Annotated in this window: 15 protein-coding genes; 9 read left to right on the forward strand and 6 right to left on the reverse strand. The window is 61.6% G+C overall.

Features of this window, described 5'->3' with window-relative positions; genetic code table 11:
- Positions 1 to 68: 68 nt before the first annotated feature.
- A complete protein-coding gene (locus MESAU_RS11995; RefSeq protein WP_015316304.1) occupies positions 69 to 434 on the reverse strand; it encodes a four helix bundle protein in 366 nt (121 codons plus the stop codon).
- Positions 435 to 489: 55 nt separating this feature from the next.
- On the reverse strand, positions 490 to 1,926 hold the full coding sequence (locus tag MESAU_RS12000) for a glutamine synthetase family protein (RefSeq protein ID WP_015316305.1): 1,437 nt from the start codon (positions 1,924 to 1,926) through the stop codon (positions 490 to 492).
- 148 nt (positions 1,927 to 2,074) lie between these two features.
- Here MESAU_RS12000 and MESAU_RS12005 point away from each other — a divergent pair, with 148 nt between their 5' ends.
- The gene (locus tag MESAU_RS12005) at positions 2,075 to 2,791 is read left to right on the forward strand and encodes an HAD family hydrolase (RefSeq protein ID WP_015316306.1); all 717 of its coding nucleotides are present in this window, start codon (positions 2,075 to 2,077) and stop codon (positions 2,789 to 2,791) included.
- A 71-nt stretch (positions 2,792 to 2,862) separates the two neighbouring features.
- Here the strand turns inward: MESAU_RS12005 and MESAU_RS12010 are convergent, their stop codons facing one another.
- The 3 genes from MESAU_RS12010 to aceA form a co-directional block, all read right to left on the reverse strand.
- Positions 2,863 to 3,306 (reverse strand): response regulator, encoded by a 444-nt coding sequence (locus MESAU_RS12010; protein ID WP_015316307.1) that lies wholly within the window; start codon positions 3,304 to 3,306, stop codon positions 2,863 to 2,865.
- A gap of 239 nt (positions 3,307 to 3,545) precedes the next feature.
- On the reverse strand, positions 3,546 to 3,788 hold the full coding sequence (locus tag MESAU_RS12015) for an SMc00767 family acetate metabolism repressor (RefSeq protein ID WP_006202762.1): 243 nt from the start codon (positions 3,786 to 3,788) through the stop codon (positions 3,546 to 3,548).
- A 55-nt stretch (positions 3,789 to 3,843) separates the two neighbouring features.
- Positions 3,844 to 5,133: an isocitrate lyase gene (gene aceA / locus MESAU_RS12020; protein WP_015316308.1), complete on the reverse strand. Its 1,290-nt coding sequence runs from the start codon at positions 5,131 to 5,133 to the stop codon at positions 3,844 to 3,846.
- 224 nt (positions 5,134 to 5,357) lie between these two features.
- On the opposite strand from aceA, the gene MESAU_RS12025 reads away from it, so the two are divergent.
- The 7 genes from MESAU_RS12025 to MESAU_RS12055 all read left to right on the forward strand — a co-directional run bounded on the left by MESAU_RS12025 (position 5,358) and on the right by MESAU_RS12055 (position 13,425).
- Complete coding sequence (locus MESAU_RS12025; protein ID WP_015316309.1) at positions 5,358 to 6,806, forward strand: helix-turn-helix domain-containing protein; 1,449 nt, start codon at positions 5,358 to 5,360, stop codon at positions 6,804 to 6,806.
- A 151-nt stretch (positions 6,807 to 6,957) separates the two neighbouring features.
- Positions 6,958 to 7,857 carry a DUF2167 domain-containing protein gene (locus MESAU_RS12030; RefSeq protein WP_015316310.1) on the forward strand — a complete coding sequence of 300 codons (900 nt, stop codon included), beginning with the start codon at positions 6,958 to 6,960 and terminating at the stop codon, positions 7,855 to 7,857.
- Between the two features lie 176 nt (positions 7,858 to 8,033).
- Positions 8,034 to 8,987 (forward strand): DMT family transporter, encoded by a 954-nt coding sequence (locus MESAU_RS12035; RefSeq protein WP_015316311.1) that lies wholly within the window; start codon positions 8,034 to 8,036, stop codon positions 8,985 to 8,987.
- Between the two features lie 328 nt (positions 8,988 to 9,315).
- A complete protein-coding gene (locus MESAU_RS12040; protein ID WP_015316312.1) occupies positions 9,316 to 10,413 on the forward strand; it encodes a polyamine ABC transporter substrate-binding protein in 1,098 nt (365 codons plus the stop codon).
- A 76-nt stretch (positions 10,414 to 10,489) separates the two neighbouring features.
- Entirely contained in the window at positions 10,490 to 11,632 is a 1,143-nt protein-coding gene (locus tag MESAU_RS12045; RefSeq protein ID WP_015316313.1) for an ABC transporter ATP-binding protein, read from the forward strand.
- Between the two features lie 9 nt (positions 11,633 to 11,641).
- Positions 11,642 to 12,610 carry an ABC transporter permease subunit gene (locus tag MESAU_RS12050; RefSeq protein ID WP_015316314.1) on the forward strand — a complete coding sequence of 323 codons (969 nt, stop codon included), beginning with the start codon at positions 11,642 to 11,644 and terminating at the stop codon, positions 12,608 to 12,610.
- Positions 12,607 to 13,425, forward strand: a complete 819-nt coding sequence (locus tag MESAU_RS12055) for an ABC transporter permease (RefSeq protein WP_015316315.1) — start codon at positions 12,607 to 12,609, stop codon at positions 13,423 to 13,425. The genes MESAU_RS12050 and MESAU_RS12055 overlap by 4 nt, the downstream gene beginning before the upstream one ends.
- 25 nt (positions 13,426 to 13,450) lie before the next feature.
- Here MESAU_RS12055 and MESAU_RS12060 read toward each other — a convergent pair whose 3' ends face one another.
- Positions 13,451 to 15,304: an AsmA family protein gene (locus tag MESAU_RS12060; protein WP_015316316.1), complete on the reverse strand. Its 1,854-nt coding sequence runs from the start codon at positions 15,302 to 15,304 to the stop codon at positions 13,451 to 13,453.
- 204 nt (positions 15,305 to 15,508) lie between these two features.
- Between MESAU_RS12060 and MESAU_RS12065 the strand changes: the two genes are divergently transcribed.
- A complete protein-coding gene (locus MESAU_RS12065; RefSeq protein ID WP_015316317.1) occupies positions 15,509 to 17,467 on the forward strand; it encodes an acetoacetate--CoA ligase in 1,959 nt (652 codons plus the stop codon).
- Positions 17,468 to 17,531: the final 64 nt, after the last annotated feature.

Consider the following 17,531-nt stretch of genomic DNA (forward strand, 5'->3'; position numbering starts at 1 on the left):
GCAGTAGGGCAGTAGGGCAGTAGGGCAGTAGGGCAGTAGGGCAGTAGGGCAGTAGGGCAGTAGATAAACTACTCGGGTGACAATTTGCGGATTAGAAGCCGCAAGAGCGTTCCCACACTCTCGCTGCGGTTCATCAGCGGTTGGGCTATCTCATGCGAGGTGATGCCGACGCGTTGCGCGATCAGCAGATGGGTCTCCAATTCTTTGAGTGATCCTTGCGCAATCCTGAGAAATTGCTGATAGGAAGCCCGGCTTTCCCGTCCGTAACCCTCAGCTATGTTGGCGGGCACGGAGGTGGCTGCCCTGCGTAGCTGAGCAGTCACGCCATAGAGTTCTTCTTTCGGCCAGGCTTTTGTCGCCTCGTAGACTGATACTGCTAGGTCCATGGCCTGCTGCCAGACGATCAGATCCCTGTACGATTCGATCTTCGCCATCGTCTGCCACCCCCCTTACTGCCTTACTGCCTTACTGCCCTACTGCCTTACTCCCCTAAACATTCAGCAGCAGATATTCCCGCTCCCACGGACTGATCACTTCCATGAACGTTTCGAATTCCGCCCGCTTGATCGCCGCATAGGTGGCGGCGAAGGACTTGCCCAGCAATGCGCAGAGTTCCTCGTCGCCTTCGAACAGGTCGACGGCTTCGAGCAGGCTGCGCGGCAGGTCGATCTCGTGCGCGTTGGCGGTGGTCAGTACGGGAGGCTCGGCCTTGATCTTCCTGGTGATGCCGATCAGCCCGCAGGCAAGCGAAGCCGCCAGCGCCAGATAGGGATTGGCATCGGAGGACGGGATGCGGTTTTCAACGCGCCGCGCCGCTGGATCGGAACGCGGCACGCGGAAAGCCGTGGTGCGGTTGTCGTAGCCCCATTTGTTGTTAACCGGGGCAGAGGCCGCCTGCGTCAGCCGCCGGTAGGAATTCACGTAGGGCGCGAACATAACCAGCGCATTCGGCACGTGCTTCTGCATGCCGCCGATGAAATGGAAGAAATCCTCGGTCTCCGAACCATCCTCGGCCGAAAAGATGTTCCTGCCCGTCTTCTTGTCGACGATCGACTGATGGATATGCATGGCGGAGCCCGGCTGGCCCTGAATCGGCTTGGCCATGAAGGTCGCGTAGATCTCATGCTTGAGCGCGGCTTCACGAATGGTGCGCTTGAACATGAACACCTGGTCGGCGAGCTCGATCGGGTCGCCGTGGCGCAGATTGATCTCGAGCTGGCCGGCGCCCTCTTCGTGGATGAGCGTGTCGATCTCCAGGCCCTGGCTTTCGGAGAAATGGTAGATGTCGTCGATCAGTTCGTCGAACTCGTTGACGCCGGCGATCGAATAGCCGGCGCCGCCGCCGATCGCGCGCCCCGAGCGGCCGACAGGCGGGGTCAGGGGATAGTCCGGGTCCGGATTCTTGCGCACGAGGTAGAACTCGATTTCGGGTGCCACGACCGGCTTCAGCCCAAGCTTGTCATAGGCCGCCAGCACGCGCTTCAGCACATTGCGCGGCGTGAACTCGACCGAGCGGCCGTCCTGGTGGACGAGGTCGCAGATGACGGCGGCCGTCGGGTCTTCTTCCCAGGGAACCACGGTCAATGTCGACAGGTCCGGCATCAGCTTGAGGTCGCCGTCGTCTTCCGGATAGTGAAAGCCGTTACCGTCCTCCGGATAGCCGCCGGAAATCGTCGTCATGAAGACCGCCGAAGGCAGCGCCAGTGAGGTGTTGGAAGTGAATTTCTTCGACGGCATCATCTTGCCGCGCGCCACGCCGGCCTGATCAGGCGTGATGCATTCGATATCCTCGATGCCGCGCCATTCCAGCCAATCGCTGACTTCCTTCCAGTTCTTCACACCTCGCAGGTTTTTCACGAAGGCAGGCGTGCGCGCCCGTCCTCCGCGGCTCGACGGACGGACTTCCTTTTTTGCAGGCGGCATCATTCACCAGATTGGGTTGCGGATTTTCAAGTATAGCCGTGCCGTGCGACCGAAGGGAAGGGGAGCCGCCGCGGGCATTTGCCGTTGCGGGTTGAAAACCGGTTGCCGGTCGGCATAGGTTTGGCGTCTTCCCGCACTCGAGAAGCCGGCGATGAGATCCAGTAGCGAACTGACCACGATCGGCTTCGATGCCGACGACACGCTTTGGCAGAACGAACGGTTCTTCCGCATGACGGAAAAGCGCTTTGCCGCCATGCTGGCCGATCATGGCGAGGGGGAGCAGATCTCGGCTCGACTGTTGGAAGCCGAGAGGCGCAATCTCGCGATCTACGGTTTCGGCATCAAGGGATTTACGCTCTCGATGATCGAGACGGCGATAGAGGTCACCGACGGGCGCGTGCCGGCTTCCGTCATATCGGAGATTCTCGACGCCGGCCGCGAGATGCTGGGCCATCCGATCGAGCCCTTGCCGCATGCACGCGAGACGGTCGAGAAGCTCGCCGGCACCTTCCGCCTCGTGCTGATCACCAAGGGCGATCTGTTCGATCAGGAGCGCAAGCTGGCCGGCTCCGGGCTGGGCGAGTTGTTCGAGGCCGTCGAGATCGTCAGCGACAAGACCGCCGCGACCTATGCGCGCCTATTCGACCGCCATGGCGATGGCCCGGCAAGGAGCATGATGGTCGGCAATTCGCTGAAGTCGGACGTGGTGCCCGCCATCGAGGCCGGCGGCTGGGGTGTCCATGTGCCGCACGAATTGACTTGGGTGCTCGAACATGTCGAGGCGCCGGTCGCCGAGCCGCGGTTCCGCCAGATATCGGATCTCAGCCAATTGCCCGCGCTTGTCGAAAGCATCAGGAACAGAGTTTGATCGTAGACCTCCGGCTGCTTTTTTCGCGCAATTCTGGATGGAAAAAAACGGTTTCGCCTTTTGGAATCGTTTTAGCGGCCGGTCAGGCGATCGATGACCGGTTGCAGCCGTTCGGGCGTGATCGGCTTGGCCACCACCGCGTCGACAACATGCGCCAGGCCCAGGCTCTCCGGCGTGCCATTCTTGGTTGAAAGCAGGATCACGGGAGGAAGTGCCTTGCCCGCGGCTCGCCGCAACGTGTCGATACTGGACATCAGCGTGTCGCAGTCTTTGTTGTCGGGGCCACCATCGAGGACAACCGCCCCGGGGATAAGCGAACGTAAGGTCTTCACCGCCATTTCAGGCGATTCCGAGATTGGTTTGAGCCCGGAACGCTCGACGATTTTAGACACCACGACGCGATTGATCGGCGACTTCCCGACAACAAGCACCCGCGAAGGATCTCGGATCGTCTCAATGTTTGAACCCCGGGTCACCCGATTCAGATGTTTTGTACTCTCCCCCTCGTCACTCACTAGGCACCCAAGTCGGCCAAGAATCTTGCCCCTATTTCAATGCAGAGTTGAATCTGCGGACAATTGGCGTGAGATCGCACCCTATGTCAAGTTGAAATAAAAGACTTCTGAAACCGTCTCCCACACAGTGGATTCAAGCAACAGTACTGTACTGCCCTGTCCATAGCTTGGTTGCGTGAAAATAAAATTCACCTACGCATACGCGGCGCGGGCAAATGGCCGGTTGTAGCGCTTCCGGGTCAGCCATGGCTTTGTTGTGTAACGATCACCGGGATCAGCAGGTCGCCCCAATTGCCGTCGCCGCCATGGTGCCTCGCGGAGCGCACGAGCTCCACCGAGACGCCCGCCTCGACCGCCTTCATCACCGATTGGTTGAGCCTGTGCAGGTCGTTGGCCAGCATGCGGATTGTCGCCTGCTGGTCGACGCTCATCGTGGTCGATTGCTCTTCGGCCCGTTCCTTGACGCGGCTTATCGATGCCATTGGTCTTCTCCTGTGTCTGAGGCCCTGTTGGGCGTTTCCTCGGTATTTCTGGTCGCTATTCCGCGGCCGGCTTGAACTGCGCGTGCTCGGTCGATTCATGCATGGCCGTGGTCGACGACCGGCCGCCGGTGATCGCCATAGAGACCGCGTCGAAATAGCCGGTGCCGACCTCGCGCTGGTGCTTGGTCGCGGTATAGCCATTGGCTTCCGCCGCGAATTCCGCTTCCTGCAACTCGGAATAGGCCGCCATCTGCCGCGCCTTGTAGCCGCGGGCGAGTTCGAACATGCCGTAGTTGAGCTGGTGGAAGCCGGCCAGCGTGATGAATTGGAACTTGTAGCCCATGGCGCCCAGTTCCCTCTGGAACTTGGCGATCGTCGCGTCGTCGAGATTCTTCTTCCAGTTGAACGACGGCGAGCAATTGTAGGCGAGCAGCTTGCCTGGATGGTGCCTGCGCACCCCCTCGGCGAATTTCTTGGCCTGCGCCAGGTCGGGCTTCGAGGTCTCGCACCAGATCAGGTCGGCGTGCGGCGCATAGGCAACGGCCCGCGCGATGCAAGGCTCGATGCCGTTCCGGACTTGGTAGAAGCCTTCCACCGTGCGGCCGGCATCATAGTCGACGAAGGGCTGGTCGCGCTCATCGATATCGGAGGTCAGCAGCTTTGCAGCTTCCGCGTCCGTGCGTGCCACGACCAAGGTGGGCGTGGCCATCACGTCGGCCGCGAGCCGCGCCGCGTTGAGGTTGCGGATATGCGCCGCGGTCGGGATCAGCACCTTGCCGCCGAGATGGCCGCACTTCTTCTCCGACGCCAACTGGTCCTCGTAATGGACGCCAGCGGCACCGGCCTCGATGAACGCCTTCATGATCTCGAAGGCGTTGAGCGGACCGCCGAAGCCGGCTTCCGCGTCGGCTACGATCGGTGCGAACCAGGTCTCGACAGAAAGCCCCTTGCCTTCGGAGGTTTCGATCTGGTCGGCGCGCTGCAGCGTGCGGTTGATGCGCTTGACCAGTTCGGGCGCCGCATTGGCCGGATAGAGCGACTGGTCCGGATACATTGCCGAGGCGGTGTTTGCGTCGGCAGCGACCTGCCAGCCCGACAGGTAGATCGCCTTCAGCCCGGCGCGCACCTGCTGCATCGCCTGGTTGCCGGACATGGCGCCGAGCGCGTTGACGAAGTCCTCCTCGTGGATGAGTTTCCACAGCCGGTTGGCGCCCATTTCGGCAAGGCTCTGACGAATCTGCACCGAACCGCGCAGCCGCTTCACGTCCTCCGGCGAATAGGGACGTTCAATGCCGTCGAAGCGACCTTCAGGCGCCGAGGGGACGAGGTTGTAAAAATCAGTCATTGGTCACTCCGAAGATTTCTGCACAGCCAATTCTCGGGCCGCTTCTATGTGACTGAATTTACATTTTGGCGCCGCATGAGCTAGAAAAATCAGCAGAACCGAGTGGATATAACGGAAAATCTGTGTTGTGTTTGACAGCAAGGCACTGTAAATTTGTCAATCCTGTAAAGCGAAGAGAGGCGGGATGCAGCTGGCGGCGTGTAAACTCCTGTCAAGAATTGGCGATGGCTGACCAGAAGATTTTCGCTGGGCCGCGCATCCGCCGCATCCGCGGCGCCAAGGGCCTGACCCAGACGGCGATGGCCGAGGGGCTCGGCATCTCGCCGTCCTACCTCAACCTGATCGAGCGCAACCAGCGGCCGCTGACGGTGCAATTGATCCTGAAGCTCGCCTCCGTCTACAAGGTCGATCCGCATGAGCTTCAGGGCGAGGCAAGGGGATCGGTCGCTGCCCTCAAGGAGGTGTTCACCGACCCGCTGCTGGTCGGCGAATTGCCGGGAGACCAGGAATTGATCGAGTTTGCCGAGGCGGCGCCCAACGCCTCCGCCGCGGTGATAAAACTGTTCCGCGCCTATCGCGAGCAAGCCGAGCGGCTGTCCGATCTCAACGAGCTTCTGGCCCGCGAGGGCCGGGCGACCGCCCTCTCTGGCGCCCGCCTGCCGATCGACGAGGTGCGCGAGATTTTCGAGCGGCGACCGAACCATTTCGCCTCGCTCGAGGAAGAGGCCGAGGCGTTCACGTCGGTGCTCGATCCCGGCGACGACCTGTTTGGCGCCTTGAAGGCATGGCTGAAGCGCGAATACGGCATCGTGGTCAAGGTTCTCCCGGTCGCCACCATGCCGAACTGGCGCCGCCGCTACGACCGCCACTCGCAGCGCCTGTTTCTGTCCGAGCGTCTGTCGCCGTTCGACCAGTTGCGTGAAGTCGCGATGGAGGCCTGCCTGATCCGCATGTCGGTTGCGGTCGCCGGTGAGATCCAGGCACTGAGGCTGACCACGGACGAGGCGCGCCGCCTTGCCCGCTTCGAACTCGGCCGCTACGCCGCCCATGCGCTGATGATGCCCTATCTGCCCTTTCACGCGGCGGCCGTTCGCTCACGCTACGACATTGATGTCCTGCGCTCGCGCTTCGGCGTTTCCTTCGAGCAGGCGGCAAACCGGCTGACCATGCTGCAGCGGCCAGTTGCTTCCGGCGTGCCCTTCTTCATGCTGGAGATCGACAATGCGGGAAACCGCTTCCGCAAGGCCGGCAGCCAGGGCTTTCCGCAAAGCCGCTTCGGCGGTGGCTGTCCCAAGCTTCCCGTGCATGTCGCCTTCACTCAGCCGGGCCAGATATTCGTCGAGGCGGTGGAAATGCCCGATGGCGCCGAGTTCCTGTGCATCGCCCGCACGCTGGAGGGGCCGCAAGGCGCGTTCTCCGAACGACCGCGCCGCACGGCACTGCTGCTCGGCTGCGACATCGGCTTTCGCGACGAGATCGTCTATGGCACGGTGCTGCTTGGCGCGGCGACCGGCGCGAAGATGGGGGCGGGCACCGTCGCGGCGACGCCTGTCGGCCCCGCCTGCCGGCTTTGCGAGCGCGCCGGCTGCCTGGCGCGCGCAGAGCCGCCGGTGACGCGACCGCTCGGCCTCGACGAGATGGTCACCGGCCTGAGTGCCTTCGACTTCCAGTGATGTCGTGGTGACTTGCCGCGCGAAGAAGAAGACTGACTGCTTCCTACTCAGGAAGACAATAAGCCGTCACGCTAAATATAGCGGATGCAATATTGATTAAGCATTGCTGTTAAGATATCAACGACAATCTGTGCAGCGATCGGGGGGATTGATGAGCCGGATAGCTCTTTGGCTTGGTTTGGGCCTTGCCCTTTCGGTCTGGCCCGCTCAGGCGGAAAGATCCTCGGATTTTTTTAAATCTTACCAAGGGTACAATGACGACGGCAAGGCTTTCCTGGACAAAATCGAGCCGAAGATCGGCACGGTGGACCTTGCCGAAGGTGTACACCTGACCCTCGGCGATAAGTTCTATTTTCTTAACAAGAAAGACACTGCCTCTGTTTTGACAGAAGCCTGGGGCAATCCTGCCAGTTCCGCTGCCGATTCGGTCGGCATGATCTTTCCGGCCAAATATGATCCCATTGCCGATGGCAATTGGGGCATAGAGTTGCGATGGGAGAAGATAGGCTATGTCGATGATGGCGACGCCGCATCCATCGACTACGGCGAGTTGCTGCGCACCATGCAGGCGGACACATTGTCAGGCAACGATCAAAGGGCAAAGGATGGCTTTCCTCCCATTACCTTGATCGGCTGGGCCTCGCCGCCAGTCTACGACTCGGTCAACAAGCGTTTGCACTGGGCAAAGGAACTGCAATTCGGAGACGATACCGTCCACACGCTCAACTACGACGTCCGTTTTCTGGGTAAGGAGGGCGTTTTTGTGATGAGTTATATCGCTACGGTGGAGCAATTGCCGGAGATAAGGCAAAGCCTGGACGAAGTCCTTGGCCTCGCCGCCTTCAATACCGGCAAGAAATACACTGATTTCATACCCGGCTCCGATACAGTTGCGGCAGTTGGCATTGGTGGCCTCATAGCGGGAAAATTGGCGGCGAAGGCGGGCCTTCTGGCCGTGGCGCTCATTGCGCTGAAGAAATTCGGTTTGATCTTGCTGGTTCCCTTGGCCGGAGTCTGGCGCTTCATTCGCGGCAACAAGCGCACGTCGTAGGCGTCGCCCAAGCGCTGCTGACTGTTGTCGGGCGCGCCGGTAGGGTGCCGGCAGTGCGCCAAACGGAACACTGCACTGGATCACGCCTCGCCAATGCCTTTGCGGTACGCGAACAGGGTACGTTCTTGTCGTCTCCTGCGCATCGTGCCGTCCTCAAAATCTCGACAGTCGCGCCCATGACCGACACCACATCAAGGCAGATCGCCACGTCCGCGGCCATCCCGCTGCGCGAGGAGCGCATCGGCTTCCTTCTGGTGTTCCTGTCGGCGCTGATGTGGAGTTTCGGCGGCACCATCGCCCGGTTCATCACGGTCGGCGACAGCTGGACCGTGATATTCTGGCGCTCCGCGTGGGCTGCCGTCTTCCTGCTTTGCTTCATGGTCTGGCGTGACGGCTGGCGCGGCATGCTGAAATCATTCCGCGACATGGGCCTGCCAGGCATTGCGGTGGGGTTCTGCTTCGCCATTGCGTCGACCTCGTTCGTGGTGGCGCTTGCCTATACCACCGTCGCCAATATTCTTTTGATGCAAGCCGGCGTGCCGCTTCTGGCGGCCCTGTTTGCCTGGGCGCTGTTCCGCGAAAAGGTAACCGTCGCGACCTGGATAGCAATCGTCGCCGTCATCGCCGGCGTCGCCATCATGGTGTCTGAATCTGTTGACGGCGCCGTCTCGCCCATAGGCGATGGACTGGCGCTGCTGATCGCGTTCATGTTCTCGATCGCCACCGTCATCACCCGGCGCTTCTCCAGCGTGCGCATGACGCCGGCGACGTGTCTCGGCACGATCCTTGCGGCGGGCTTCGCTGCCTCGCAGGCCTCGACGTTCGCGGTGTCGGTCGGCGACATGGGCTTCCTCTTCGTCTTCGGCGTGGTCAATCTCGGCCTTGGTCTTGCTTTCTTCGCCACTGGCGCGCGCTTGATCCCGGCGGCTATCGCGGCGTTGCTCGGCACGTTCGAGCCGATCCTGGGGCCGATATGGGTCTGGCTCATCCATTCCGAGGTGCCGTCCGGGCGCACCATCGTCGGCGGCGCGGTGGTGGTCACGGCGCTGCTTGTCCATATTGGGCTCGAATTCAAGCGCCAGGCGCGGCCTCAGCGGGCTGGGGTCACCGGGGTGCCTTCGCCTAATTGATGCGGGCGCCGAAGCTTTGCCCATTGACAATGTCGCTTCCGCCCGGGCAGGCTGGGAACACGGCAACAACAAGACAGGCGTATCTTGCCAAGTCTCCCCGGCGGCCCGATCGAGACCGGACCACATTCTAGTATCTCTGACCGCACGGCGGCGAAAGCTTCTGACGGCATCGCAATTCCTTCCCGCCCCGACCGTGCGGGCGGCCGTCGGCGGCGTGCCGAATGGCGGCCGTCGACCTCTGGAAAGTTCAACAATCTAAAGCAAATGCCCGGCCGCGCGAGCATGTCGCGACGCGCCGGCAATGGAACACTCACCAAAGGAGAATAGCATGATCCGCAAAGCACTCTGGCTTTCGGCAACCTCGGTATTTCTGGCGCTTTTGACGCCCGCCGGTCACGCCGCGGACCGCGTCGTCAACGTCTTCAACTGGTCGGATTACATCGACAGTTCGATCATCGATGATTTCACCAAGAAAACTGGCATCAAGGTCGTTTACGATACGTTCGATTCCAACGAGATCCTCGAAACCAAGCTGCTCGCCGGCGGCAGCGGCTACGACGTCGTCGTGCCGAGCGGCAATTTCCTGGCCCGCCAGATCCAGGCCGGTGTGTTCCAGAAACTCGACAAGTCGAAGCTGCCGAACCTCTCCAACATGTGGGACACGGTTACGGAGCGCACCGCCAAATACGATCCCGGCAACGAATACTCGGTCAATTACATGTGGGGCACGGTCGGCATCGGCTACAACACCAAGAAAGTGCAGGCAGCGCTCGGCACCGACAAGATCGACAGCTGGGATACCTTCTTCAACCCCGATAGCCTGGCCAAATTAAAGCATTGCGGCGTCTATGTGCTGGATTCTCCATCCGACATCCTGCCGGCGGCGCTGAAGTACCTCGGTCTCGACCCCAACAGCACGTCGCCCGACGATATCGCCAAGGCCGAGGAAGCTCTTCTCAAGGTCCGTCCCTATATCAGGAAGTTCCACTCGTCCGAATACATCAACGCACTTGCCAATGGCGATATCTGCCTGGCGGTCGGCTGGTCGGGTGACGTGTTCCAGGCTCGCAACCGCGCGGTCGAGGCCAAGCAAGGCGTGGAAATCGGCTATTCCGTGCCGAAGGAAGGCGCCCAGATGTGGTTCGATCAGATGGCGATCCCCGCCGACGCGCCGCACGTCGCCGAGGCGCTTGAATTCATCAACTACATGATGACGCCGGAAGTGATCGCCAAGTCGTCGAACTATGTCCTTTATGCCAACGGCAACAAGGCATCGCAGCAATTCGTGGACAAGGCGCTGCTCGACGATCCGTCGGTCTATCCGGACGCCGCGACCTTGCAGAAGCTCTATACCACCCAGCCTTACGATCCCAAGACCCAGCGCATCGTCACGCGCAGCTGGACCAAGATCGTCACCGGCCAGTAGGCAATCCGGCGCGACCCCGGCAGCCAACTGCCGGGGTCGATTTCTTTTGGGGAATAAAAAAGCACGGAGTGGGGATATGAAATCGCTTGGCAGCATCCGCAGGGACTTCGCGCCATGGAACGACCCGAACGCCAAGCCATATATCCAGTTCGACAATGTCACCAAGAAGTTTGGTGACTTTACCGCCGTCAACAATCTGTCGCTGACCATTTTCGAGCGTGAATTCTTCGCTCTGCTTGGCGCATCGGGTTGCGGAAAGTCGACGCTGCTCAGGATGCTTGCCGGCTTCGAGGAGCCGACGGCCGGGCGCATCCTGCTCGACGGCCAGGATCTGCGCGGCATTCCGCCCTATCGCCGGCCGGTCAACATGATGTTCCAGTCTTATGCCTTGTTCCCGCATATGACCGTCGAGAAGAACATCGCCTTCGGTCTCAAACAGGAAGGCATGCCGAAGCCGGATATCGAAAAACGCGTCGCCGACATGCTGAAGCTGGTCAAGCTCGAGCAGTTCGCCAAGCGCAAGCCGCACCAGCTTTCCGGCGGCCAGCGCCAGCGCGTCGCGCTTGCCCGCTCGGTCGCCAAGCGACCGAAGGTGCTGCTGCTCGACGAGCCGCTCGGCGCGCTCGACAAGAAACTGCGCGAGGAAACCCAGTTCGAACTGATGGATCTGCAGCAGGAGCTTGGTCTCACCTTCGTCGTCGTCACCCATGATCAGGAAGAGGCGATGACGATGGCCGATCGCATCGCCATCATGGACAAGGGCGAAGTCATGCAGGTGGCGACGCCGCCGGAAGTCTATGAAGCCCCGACGTCGCGCTTCGTCGCCCATTTCGTCGGCAACGTGAACATGTTCGAGGGCAAGGTTGCCGAACAGGCGGCCAACACGACGCGCATTACAGGTCCAAGCGGAGCTCAGATCGTCGTCGAGAACGGTGGCGCGGCTGCGAAGGCCAATGCGGATATCGTCTTCGCCGTCAGGCCGGAGAAGATCAGGGTCTCGTCTAAGAAGCCGGCCGATGCCGTCAACGCGCTGGAAGGTGAGGTTTACGACATCGCCTATCTCGGCGACATGACTGTCTATCACGTCAGGCTGGACGACGGGCAGATCGTGCGGGCAAGCGCCTTGAACGCGGCCCGTGTGACCGAGGATCCACTGACCTGGAACGACCGTGCCTGGGTGTCTTTCCGGCCCGACGCCGGCGTCGTGCTGGCACGGTAGGGGACGGTCATGTCCAACATCGCCGTTACCGATGCCGCCGCGCCACCGACCGCCGCCAATCCGTTCCTGACGCGGCTCGGTGCCGGCTTCGTCAGCCGGCTCGTCATCATCGTTCCCTATCTCTGGCTGCTGTTCTTCTTTCTTGTCCCCTTTGTCATCGTCTTCAAGATCTCGTTGTCGCAGACGGCTATCGCCATGCCACCCTATACGCCGGTGCTCGATTTCAGGGACGGCGTTTCCGGTTTCTTCGCCGGCTTTCGCGACCTCAACTTCGACAATTATGTCTGGCTGACGCAGGACGCACTCTATTTCAAGGCCTATCTCACCAGCGTCGTCATCGCTGCCATCTCGACGGTGCTGACCCTGCTGGTTGGCTATCCCATCGCATATGGCATGGCCCGCGCTCCGGCGACAATCCGCCCGACATTGCTGATGCTGGTCATCCTGCCGTTCTGGACGTCGTTCCTGATCCGCGTCTATGCCTGGATCGGCATCCTCAAGCCCGAGGGCCTGCTCAACCAGCTGCTGTTGTCGCTGCACATCATCAACCAGCCGCTGGTGATCCTCAACACCTACACGGCCATCTTCATCGGCATCGTCTATTCCTACCTGCCGTTCATGGTGCTGCCGCTTTATTCGTCGCTGGAAAAAATGGACTATTCGCTGATCGAGGCAGCCAAGGACCTCGGCTGCCCGCCGACGTCAGCCTTCTGGAAGATCACTTTTCCGCTGTCGCTGCCCGGCGTCATAGCCGGCTGCCTGCTGGTGTTCATCCCTGCCGTCGGCGAGTTCGTCATCCCCGATTTGCTCGGCGGCTCGCAGACGCTGATGATCGGCAAGACGCTGTGGAACGAGTTTTTCGCCAATCGTGACTGGCCGGTGTCGTCGGCCGTTGCCGTCATCCTGCTGCTGCTGCTGATCGTACCGATCGTGTTGTTCCAGCATGCCCAGGCCCGCGCGCAGGAGCAGGACAAATGAACACCACCTGGAGCCGCTTCAACATCACCTCGATCACGCTCGGTTTTGCCTTTCTCTATTTGCCGATCGTGCTGCTCGTCGTCTTTTCCTTCAACGAGTCCAAGCTCGTCACCGTCTGGGGCGGCTTTTCCACCAAATGGTACGTATCGCTGTTCCACAATCAGGGCCTGATGGACGCCGCATGGGTGACCATCCGCGTCGGTCTGATTTCAGCGACCGTGGCCACCGTTCTCGGCACAATGGGGGCCCTGGCGCTGACCCGCTACACACGCTTCCGGGGCAGGGTCCTGTTCTCCGGCATGATCTTCGCACCATTGGTCATGCCTGATGTCATTACCGGCCTGTCGCTGCTCCTGCTGTTTGTCGCCATCGGCATGGATCGCGGCATGACGACCGTGATCCTCGCGCATATCACCTTCACGATGTGCTTTGTCGCTGTTGTCGTGCAGTCGCGGCTTGTCAGCTTCGATCGCTCGCTGGAAGAAGCCGCCATGGATCTTGGCGCACCACCTGTGAAGACCTTTTTCCAGATCACCCTGCCAGTCATTCTGCCGGCGATCGTGTCCGGCTGGATGCTGGCCTTCACGCTGTCACTGGACGACCTGGTCATCGCCAGCTTTGCTTCGGGCCCTGGCGCCACCACTTTGCCGATGAAGATCTACAGCCAGGTCCGCCTCGGTGTGACGCCGGAGATCAATGCCGCCTGCACCCTTCTGATCGCGATCGTCACGGTTGGCGTCATCATCGCTTCCGTCGCCAATAAGCGGCGCGAGGTGCAGCGGCAGCTTGACGAGCGGGCCGCGCAACGCGGTTAGAAGCGTTTCAACTGAGGGCCGGGCCTTATTCGCCCGAAACGCCGCGGCTGATGGGTGAAATGAACGGCGTGCTCCAGGTTCCGCCGACGAAAAACGACGACTGGTTGGGCCCCTGCTGGCCGCTCTTCTGCGTTGCTGGCTGATCCGGCTGGATGACACCGCCCGACAGCGCCAGTCCGCGTCCTGCGTAGGATGCGATGCCGGAAAGCCAGATCTTGTATTTCGCCGAATTGGCCTCGGCCTTGTCTAGTCTGGCCACGCCTCGCGAAATGGTTGCCTTCACTTCGGCGCCATCGATGGGCAGCGTCCCGTCCGAGACATCGTCGAGCGCGAAGAAGCCGCCTTGTTCGGTATGCTTGAGAAAGGCCGGCAGGTTGAACTTGCTGAGCGCGCCAGGGCCAAAGGTCGCCGAGACCGAGCCGTCGGCGTTCTCAAAAACCGAATCCCAGGTCCTTCCCGGTCCCTTGAGGATGACCGAGACGGTGCCCGTGCCGACCGGCACCAGCCGGGTCATCCCGGCCGCGGTGCCGAACGCCCCGCCATCGACATCGGAGGCCAGCAGCCGGATCTCGACCTGGGTGCCCTCGGGCTTGCGGTCGAAACGAAGGCTGGTCTGGATGTTGCCGCCGAAGGCGGAGGCGTCGGAGATGTCGAAGACGGAAAGGCCATCCTTGACCTGCGCGGTGGCTGCGACATCGGCAAGCTGGATGCTCCCTGCGGTGGCATGCGCCGCCGACAGCCTGAGATCGAGGTTGACCCGGTCGGCGAAACTCGTGTCGATCTGACCTGGTTCGCCGCTGCTCGCCGGCCCCAGCGACGTGAAGGCGGATAGAAACGACCTGAGGTCGAGCGTGTCGAAGGCAAGCGTGCCCGAGATCACCGGCTGTGCCTCGCCAAGCGACACGTCCAGCGCACCCATGCCCGGATTGTTGTCCAGCGCCAGCGCCGTGTTCTCGAACTTGACGCGTCCGGCCGATGCCGTGACCTTGCTCGAAATGCTGATCGAGCCGATCGCGGCGCTCGGCGCGATGCCCGCCTGCGACCATTCCAGTACGCGGCGCAGCGAAGGTGCCGCGAATTTCACCTGGCCGTCGAAATAGGCGTTTTCGGACATACTGGCCGTGCCGTCGAAGGAGAAGGTGGCCGGCGCCGCCTTGAAGGACAGGGTCAGCGGCGCCATGCCCCCGGCAAACAGCACCAGCGGCCTCGGCGAGGCAGCATCCACGGTCACGCTTTCGCCACGCCAGATCCCGGTCGCGGACAGTGTTGCATTGCTGTTCATCGCCGCCCAGTTGGCCTGGCCGCTAAGACTGCTCAGGATCTCTTCATCCTTGCCGTTGACGGACGCCACCATACGGCCGTCCCTGAACTCCACAGTGCCGAACGTGTCGGCCGGCAGCTTGTCGAGGTCGGGCTTGGCGGGGTCGGCGTTGACCAGGCCACGGGCCGCATCGATGGAGCGCGCGATGCGCCCGCCGGTCGGCGCCGTGGGCAGGAACAGACCGTCCGCTCTGCGCTGGACCCGGATCGTCGGCCGCACCAGCCGTGCCGTGGAAAACACCACATCGCCCTGCAATGCCGCCATGGCCGAGAGGTCGACCTCGACCCGTTCGGCTTCGACGACCGGCGGCGCATCGCCGTCGGTCCATTTTGACAGCGTCACATCGGTCAGGATCGCGCGGAAATTCGGCCAGACCTCGATTCGTGGCGACCCCTCGATGGCAACCCGAAAGCCACTCCAGGCGCTCAATTCCCACGCGATGCGGTCACGCACGATCCGCGTCGAGGCGATCAGCGGCAGGGCCGCGACCACCAGAGCGATGACGATCGCGGCAGCGCCGATCGCCCACACTCCGCGGCGGATCAAGGATGATGGCATATAGCCCCGTATGCTTCCATTCCGACAAAAACGAGCGTCCGACGGGTATAACCCCTGTCGTCACTACGACTTAGGGCCGACGCATTTCAAGTCTTTATGGCCCGGCGATGGCATTTGCGCACACCTGACCGCATCGACCCAACAAAATCTTGCTCTGCTGCGCCGCGATATGCATAAGCGATGGCGACCGTGGGAGGATCGATCATGGCTGGCGAAGTACCGCTCTGGACCCCGACGCAAGACCAGATTGATGCCTCGCCGTTGACGGCTTTCATGAAGGCCGCGGCAGCGAGTACCGGTAGTCCATTTTCGTCCTATGCCGACCTCCACCGCTGGTCGGTCGAGAACCGGGAGGCGTTCTGGGGGCTCGTCTGGGATTTCTGCGGTCTTGAAGGCGACAAGGGTGAACGACTGCTGCTCGACGGCGAGAAGATGCCCGGCGCCTCTTTCTTTCCGGACGCGTCTTTGAATTTCGCCGAAAACCTTCTGAGAAAGACCGGCGCCGGCGAGGCCATCGTCTTTCGCGGCGAGGACAAGGTCGAGAGGCGGCTGTCGTGGAATGAACTGCATGGCCTGGTCTCGCGCCTGCAGCAGCTTTTCCTGTCGCTCAAGGTGAAGAAGGGTGACCGTATAGCGGCGATGATGCCCAACATGCCCGAAGCCGTCGCCGCCATGCTGGCGGCGGCCTCCATCGGGGCGGTGTGGTCATCCTGTTCTCCCGATTTCGGCGAGCAGGGCGTGCTCGATCGGTTCGGCCAGATCGAACCCGTCATTTTCATCGCGCCGGACGGCTATTGGTATAATGGCAAGGCGATCGAGGTCGCCGACAAGATCAAGGCGGTCGCGGCCAGGCTCGGCGGCGTCCGCAAAGTCCTGCTCGTCGACTATCTCGGCACCTCCGCCGACGTGGCTGATACCATCGACAAGGCGGTGGCGATGGAAGAGGCCCTGTCGCCCTTTGCCGTCAGGCCCGTCACCTTCGAGCGGCTGCCGTTTTCGCATCCGCTCTACATCCTGTTTTCGTCCGGTACCACCGGCGTTCCCAAATGCATCGTCCATTCGGCCGGCGGCACGCTCATTCAGCATGTCAAGGAACACCGGTTGCATGCCGGCCTCGGCGATGGCGATCGCTTCTTCTATTTCACCACCTGCGGCTGGATGATGTGGAACTGGCTGGTTTCGGGCCTCGCTTCCGGCGCCACGTTGCTGCTCTACGACGGTTCTCCGTTCTATCCCGACGGCAATGTGCTGTTCGATTTCGCCGATGCCGAGAAGATGACCTTTTTCGGCACCTCGGCCAAGTTCATCGATTCCGTGCGCAAGGCCGGCCTCAAGCCGATCCGCAGCCATGATCTGTCGACGATACGCGCCATATCCTCCACCGGATCGCCGCTTTCGCCCGAGGATTTCCGCTTCGTCTATGATGGCATCAAGAAGGACGTGCACCTTGCCTCGGTGTCCGGGGGCACCGATATCGTCTCGTGCTTCGTGCTCGGCGTGCCGACCCAGCCGGTCTGGACCGGCGAGATCCAGGGGCCGGGCCTCGGCCTCGCCGTCGACGTCTGGGACGATGACGGCAAGCCGGTCCGGCAGGAGAAGGGGGAGCTGGTGTGCACCAGGGCTTTCCCTTCCATGCCGATCGGCTTCTGGAACGATCCCGACGGCAGGAAATACCAAGCGGCCTATTTCGAGCGTTTCGACAATGTCTGGTGCCATGGCGATTTCGCCGAATGGACCGATCATGGCGGCATGGTCATCCATGGCCGCTCCGACGCGACGCTCAACCCCGGCGGTGTGCGCATCGGCACGGCCGAGATCTACAACCAGGTCGAGCAGATGCCGGAAATCCTGGAGGCGCTGTGCATCGGCCAGGATTTCGACAATGATGTGCGCGTCGTGCTGTTCGTGCGGCTTGCCGCCGGTGTCAAGCTCGACGACGATCTCTATAAGCGCATCCGGGCCAAGATCCGCGGCGGCGCCAGCCCACGCCATGTTCCGGCCAGGATCGTCGCCGTCTCCGACATCCCCCGCACCAAGTCGGGCAAGATCACCGAGCTTGCGGTGCGCGACGTGGTCCACGGCCGCGCCATCAAGAACAAGGAAGCGCTGGCCAACCCGGAAGCGCTGGAGCTGTTCCGCGACTTGCCGCAGCTCGCGCAGTGAACGCGACCGGCATGGTTAACGAAATATGTCGCACGAATTTACCTAGATTTCACGAGTGGTACAC

The organism is Mesorhizobium australicum WSM2073 (assembly GCF_000230995.2).
Classification (GTDB): Bacteria; Pseudomonadota; Alphaproteobacteria; order Rhizobiales; family Rhizobiaceae; genus Mesorhizobium; species Mesorhizobium australicum.

What these genes read in the sequence shown, in the direction of transcription:
- MESAU_RS12065 (WP_015316317.1), top strand. Translation starts at nt 15,509, where the DNA reads ATGGCTGGCGAAGTACCGCTCTGGACCCCGACGCAAGACCAGATTGAT.
- MESAU_RS12050 (WP_015316314.1), top strand. Translation starts at nt 11,642, where the DNA reads ATGTCCAACATCGCCGTTACCGATGCCGCCGCGCCACCGACCGCCGCC.
- MESAU_RS12035 (WP_015316311.1), top strand. Translation starts at nt 8,034, where the DNA reads ATGACCGACACCACATCAAGGCAGATCGCCACGTCCGCGGCCATCCCG.
- MESAU_RS12040 (WP_015316312.1), top strand. Translation starts at nt 9,316, where the DNA reads ATGATCCGCAAAGCACTCTGGCTTTCGGCAACCTCGGTATTTCTGGCG.
- MESAU_RS12025 (WP_015316309.1), top strand. Translation starts at nt 5,358, where the DNA reads ATGGCTGACCAGAAGATTTTCGCTGGGCCGCGCATCCGCCGCATCCGC.
- MESAU_RS12015 (WP_006202762.1), bottom strand. Translation starts at nt 3,788, where the DNA reads ATGGCATCGATAAGCCGCGTCAAGGAACGGGCCGAAGAGCAATCGACC.
- MESAU_RS12005 (WP_015316306.1), top strand. Translation starts at nt 2,075, where the DNA reads ATGAGATCCAGTAGCGAACTGACCACGATCGGCTTCGATGCCGACGAC.
- MESAU_RS12045 (WP_015316313.1), top strand. Translation starts at nt 10,490, where the DNA reads ATGAAATCGCTTGGCAGCATCCGCAGGGACTTCGCGCCATGGAACGAC.
- MESAU_RS11995 (WP_015316304.1), bottom strand. Translation starts at nt 434, where the DNA reads ATGGCGAAGATCGAATCGTACAGGGATCTGATCGTCTGGCAGCAGGCC.
- MESAU_RS12060 (WP_015316316.1), bottom strand. Translation starts at nt 15,304, where the DNA reads ATGCCATCATCCTTGATCCGCCGCGGAGTGTGGGCGATCGGCGCTGCC.
- MESAU_RS12055 (WP_015316315.1), top strand. Translation starts at nt 12,607, where the DNA reads ATGAACACCACCTGGAGCCGCTTCAACATCACCTCGATCACGCTCGGT.
- aceA (WP_015316308.1), bottom strand. Translation starts at nt 5,133, where the DNA reads ATGACTGATTTTTACAACCTCGTCCCCTCGGCGCCTGAAGGTCGCTTC.
- MESAU_RS12030 (WP_015316310.1), top strand. Translation starts at nt 6,958, where the DNA reads ATGAGCCGGATAGCTCTTTGGCTTGGTTTGGGCCTTGCCCTTTCGGTC.
- MESAU_RS12000 (WP_015316305.1), bottom strand. Translation starts at nt 1,926, where the DNA reads ATGATGCCGCCTGCAAAAAAGGAAGTCCGTCCGTCGAGCCGCGGAGGA.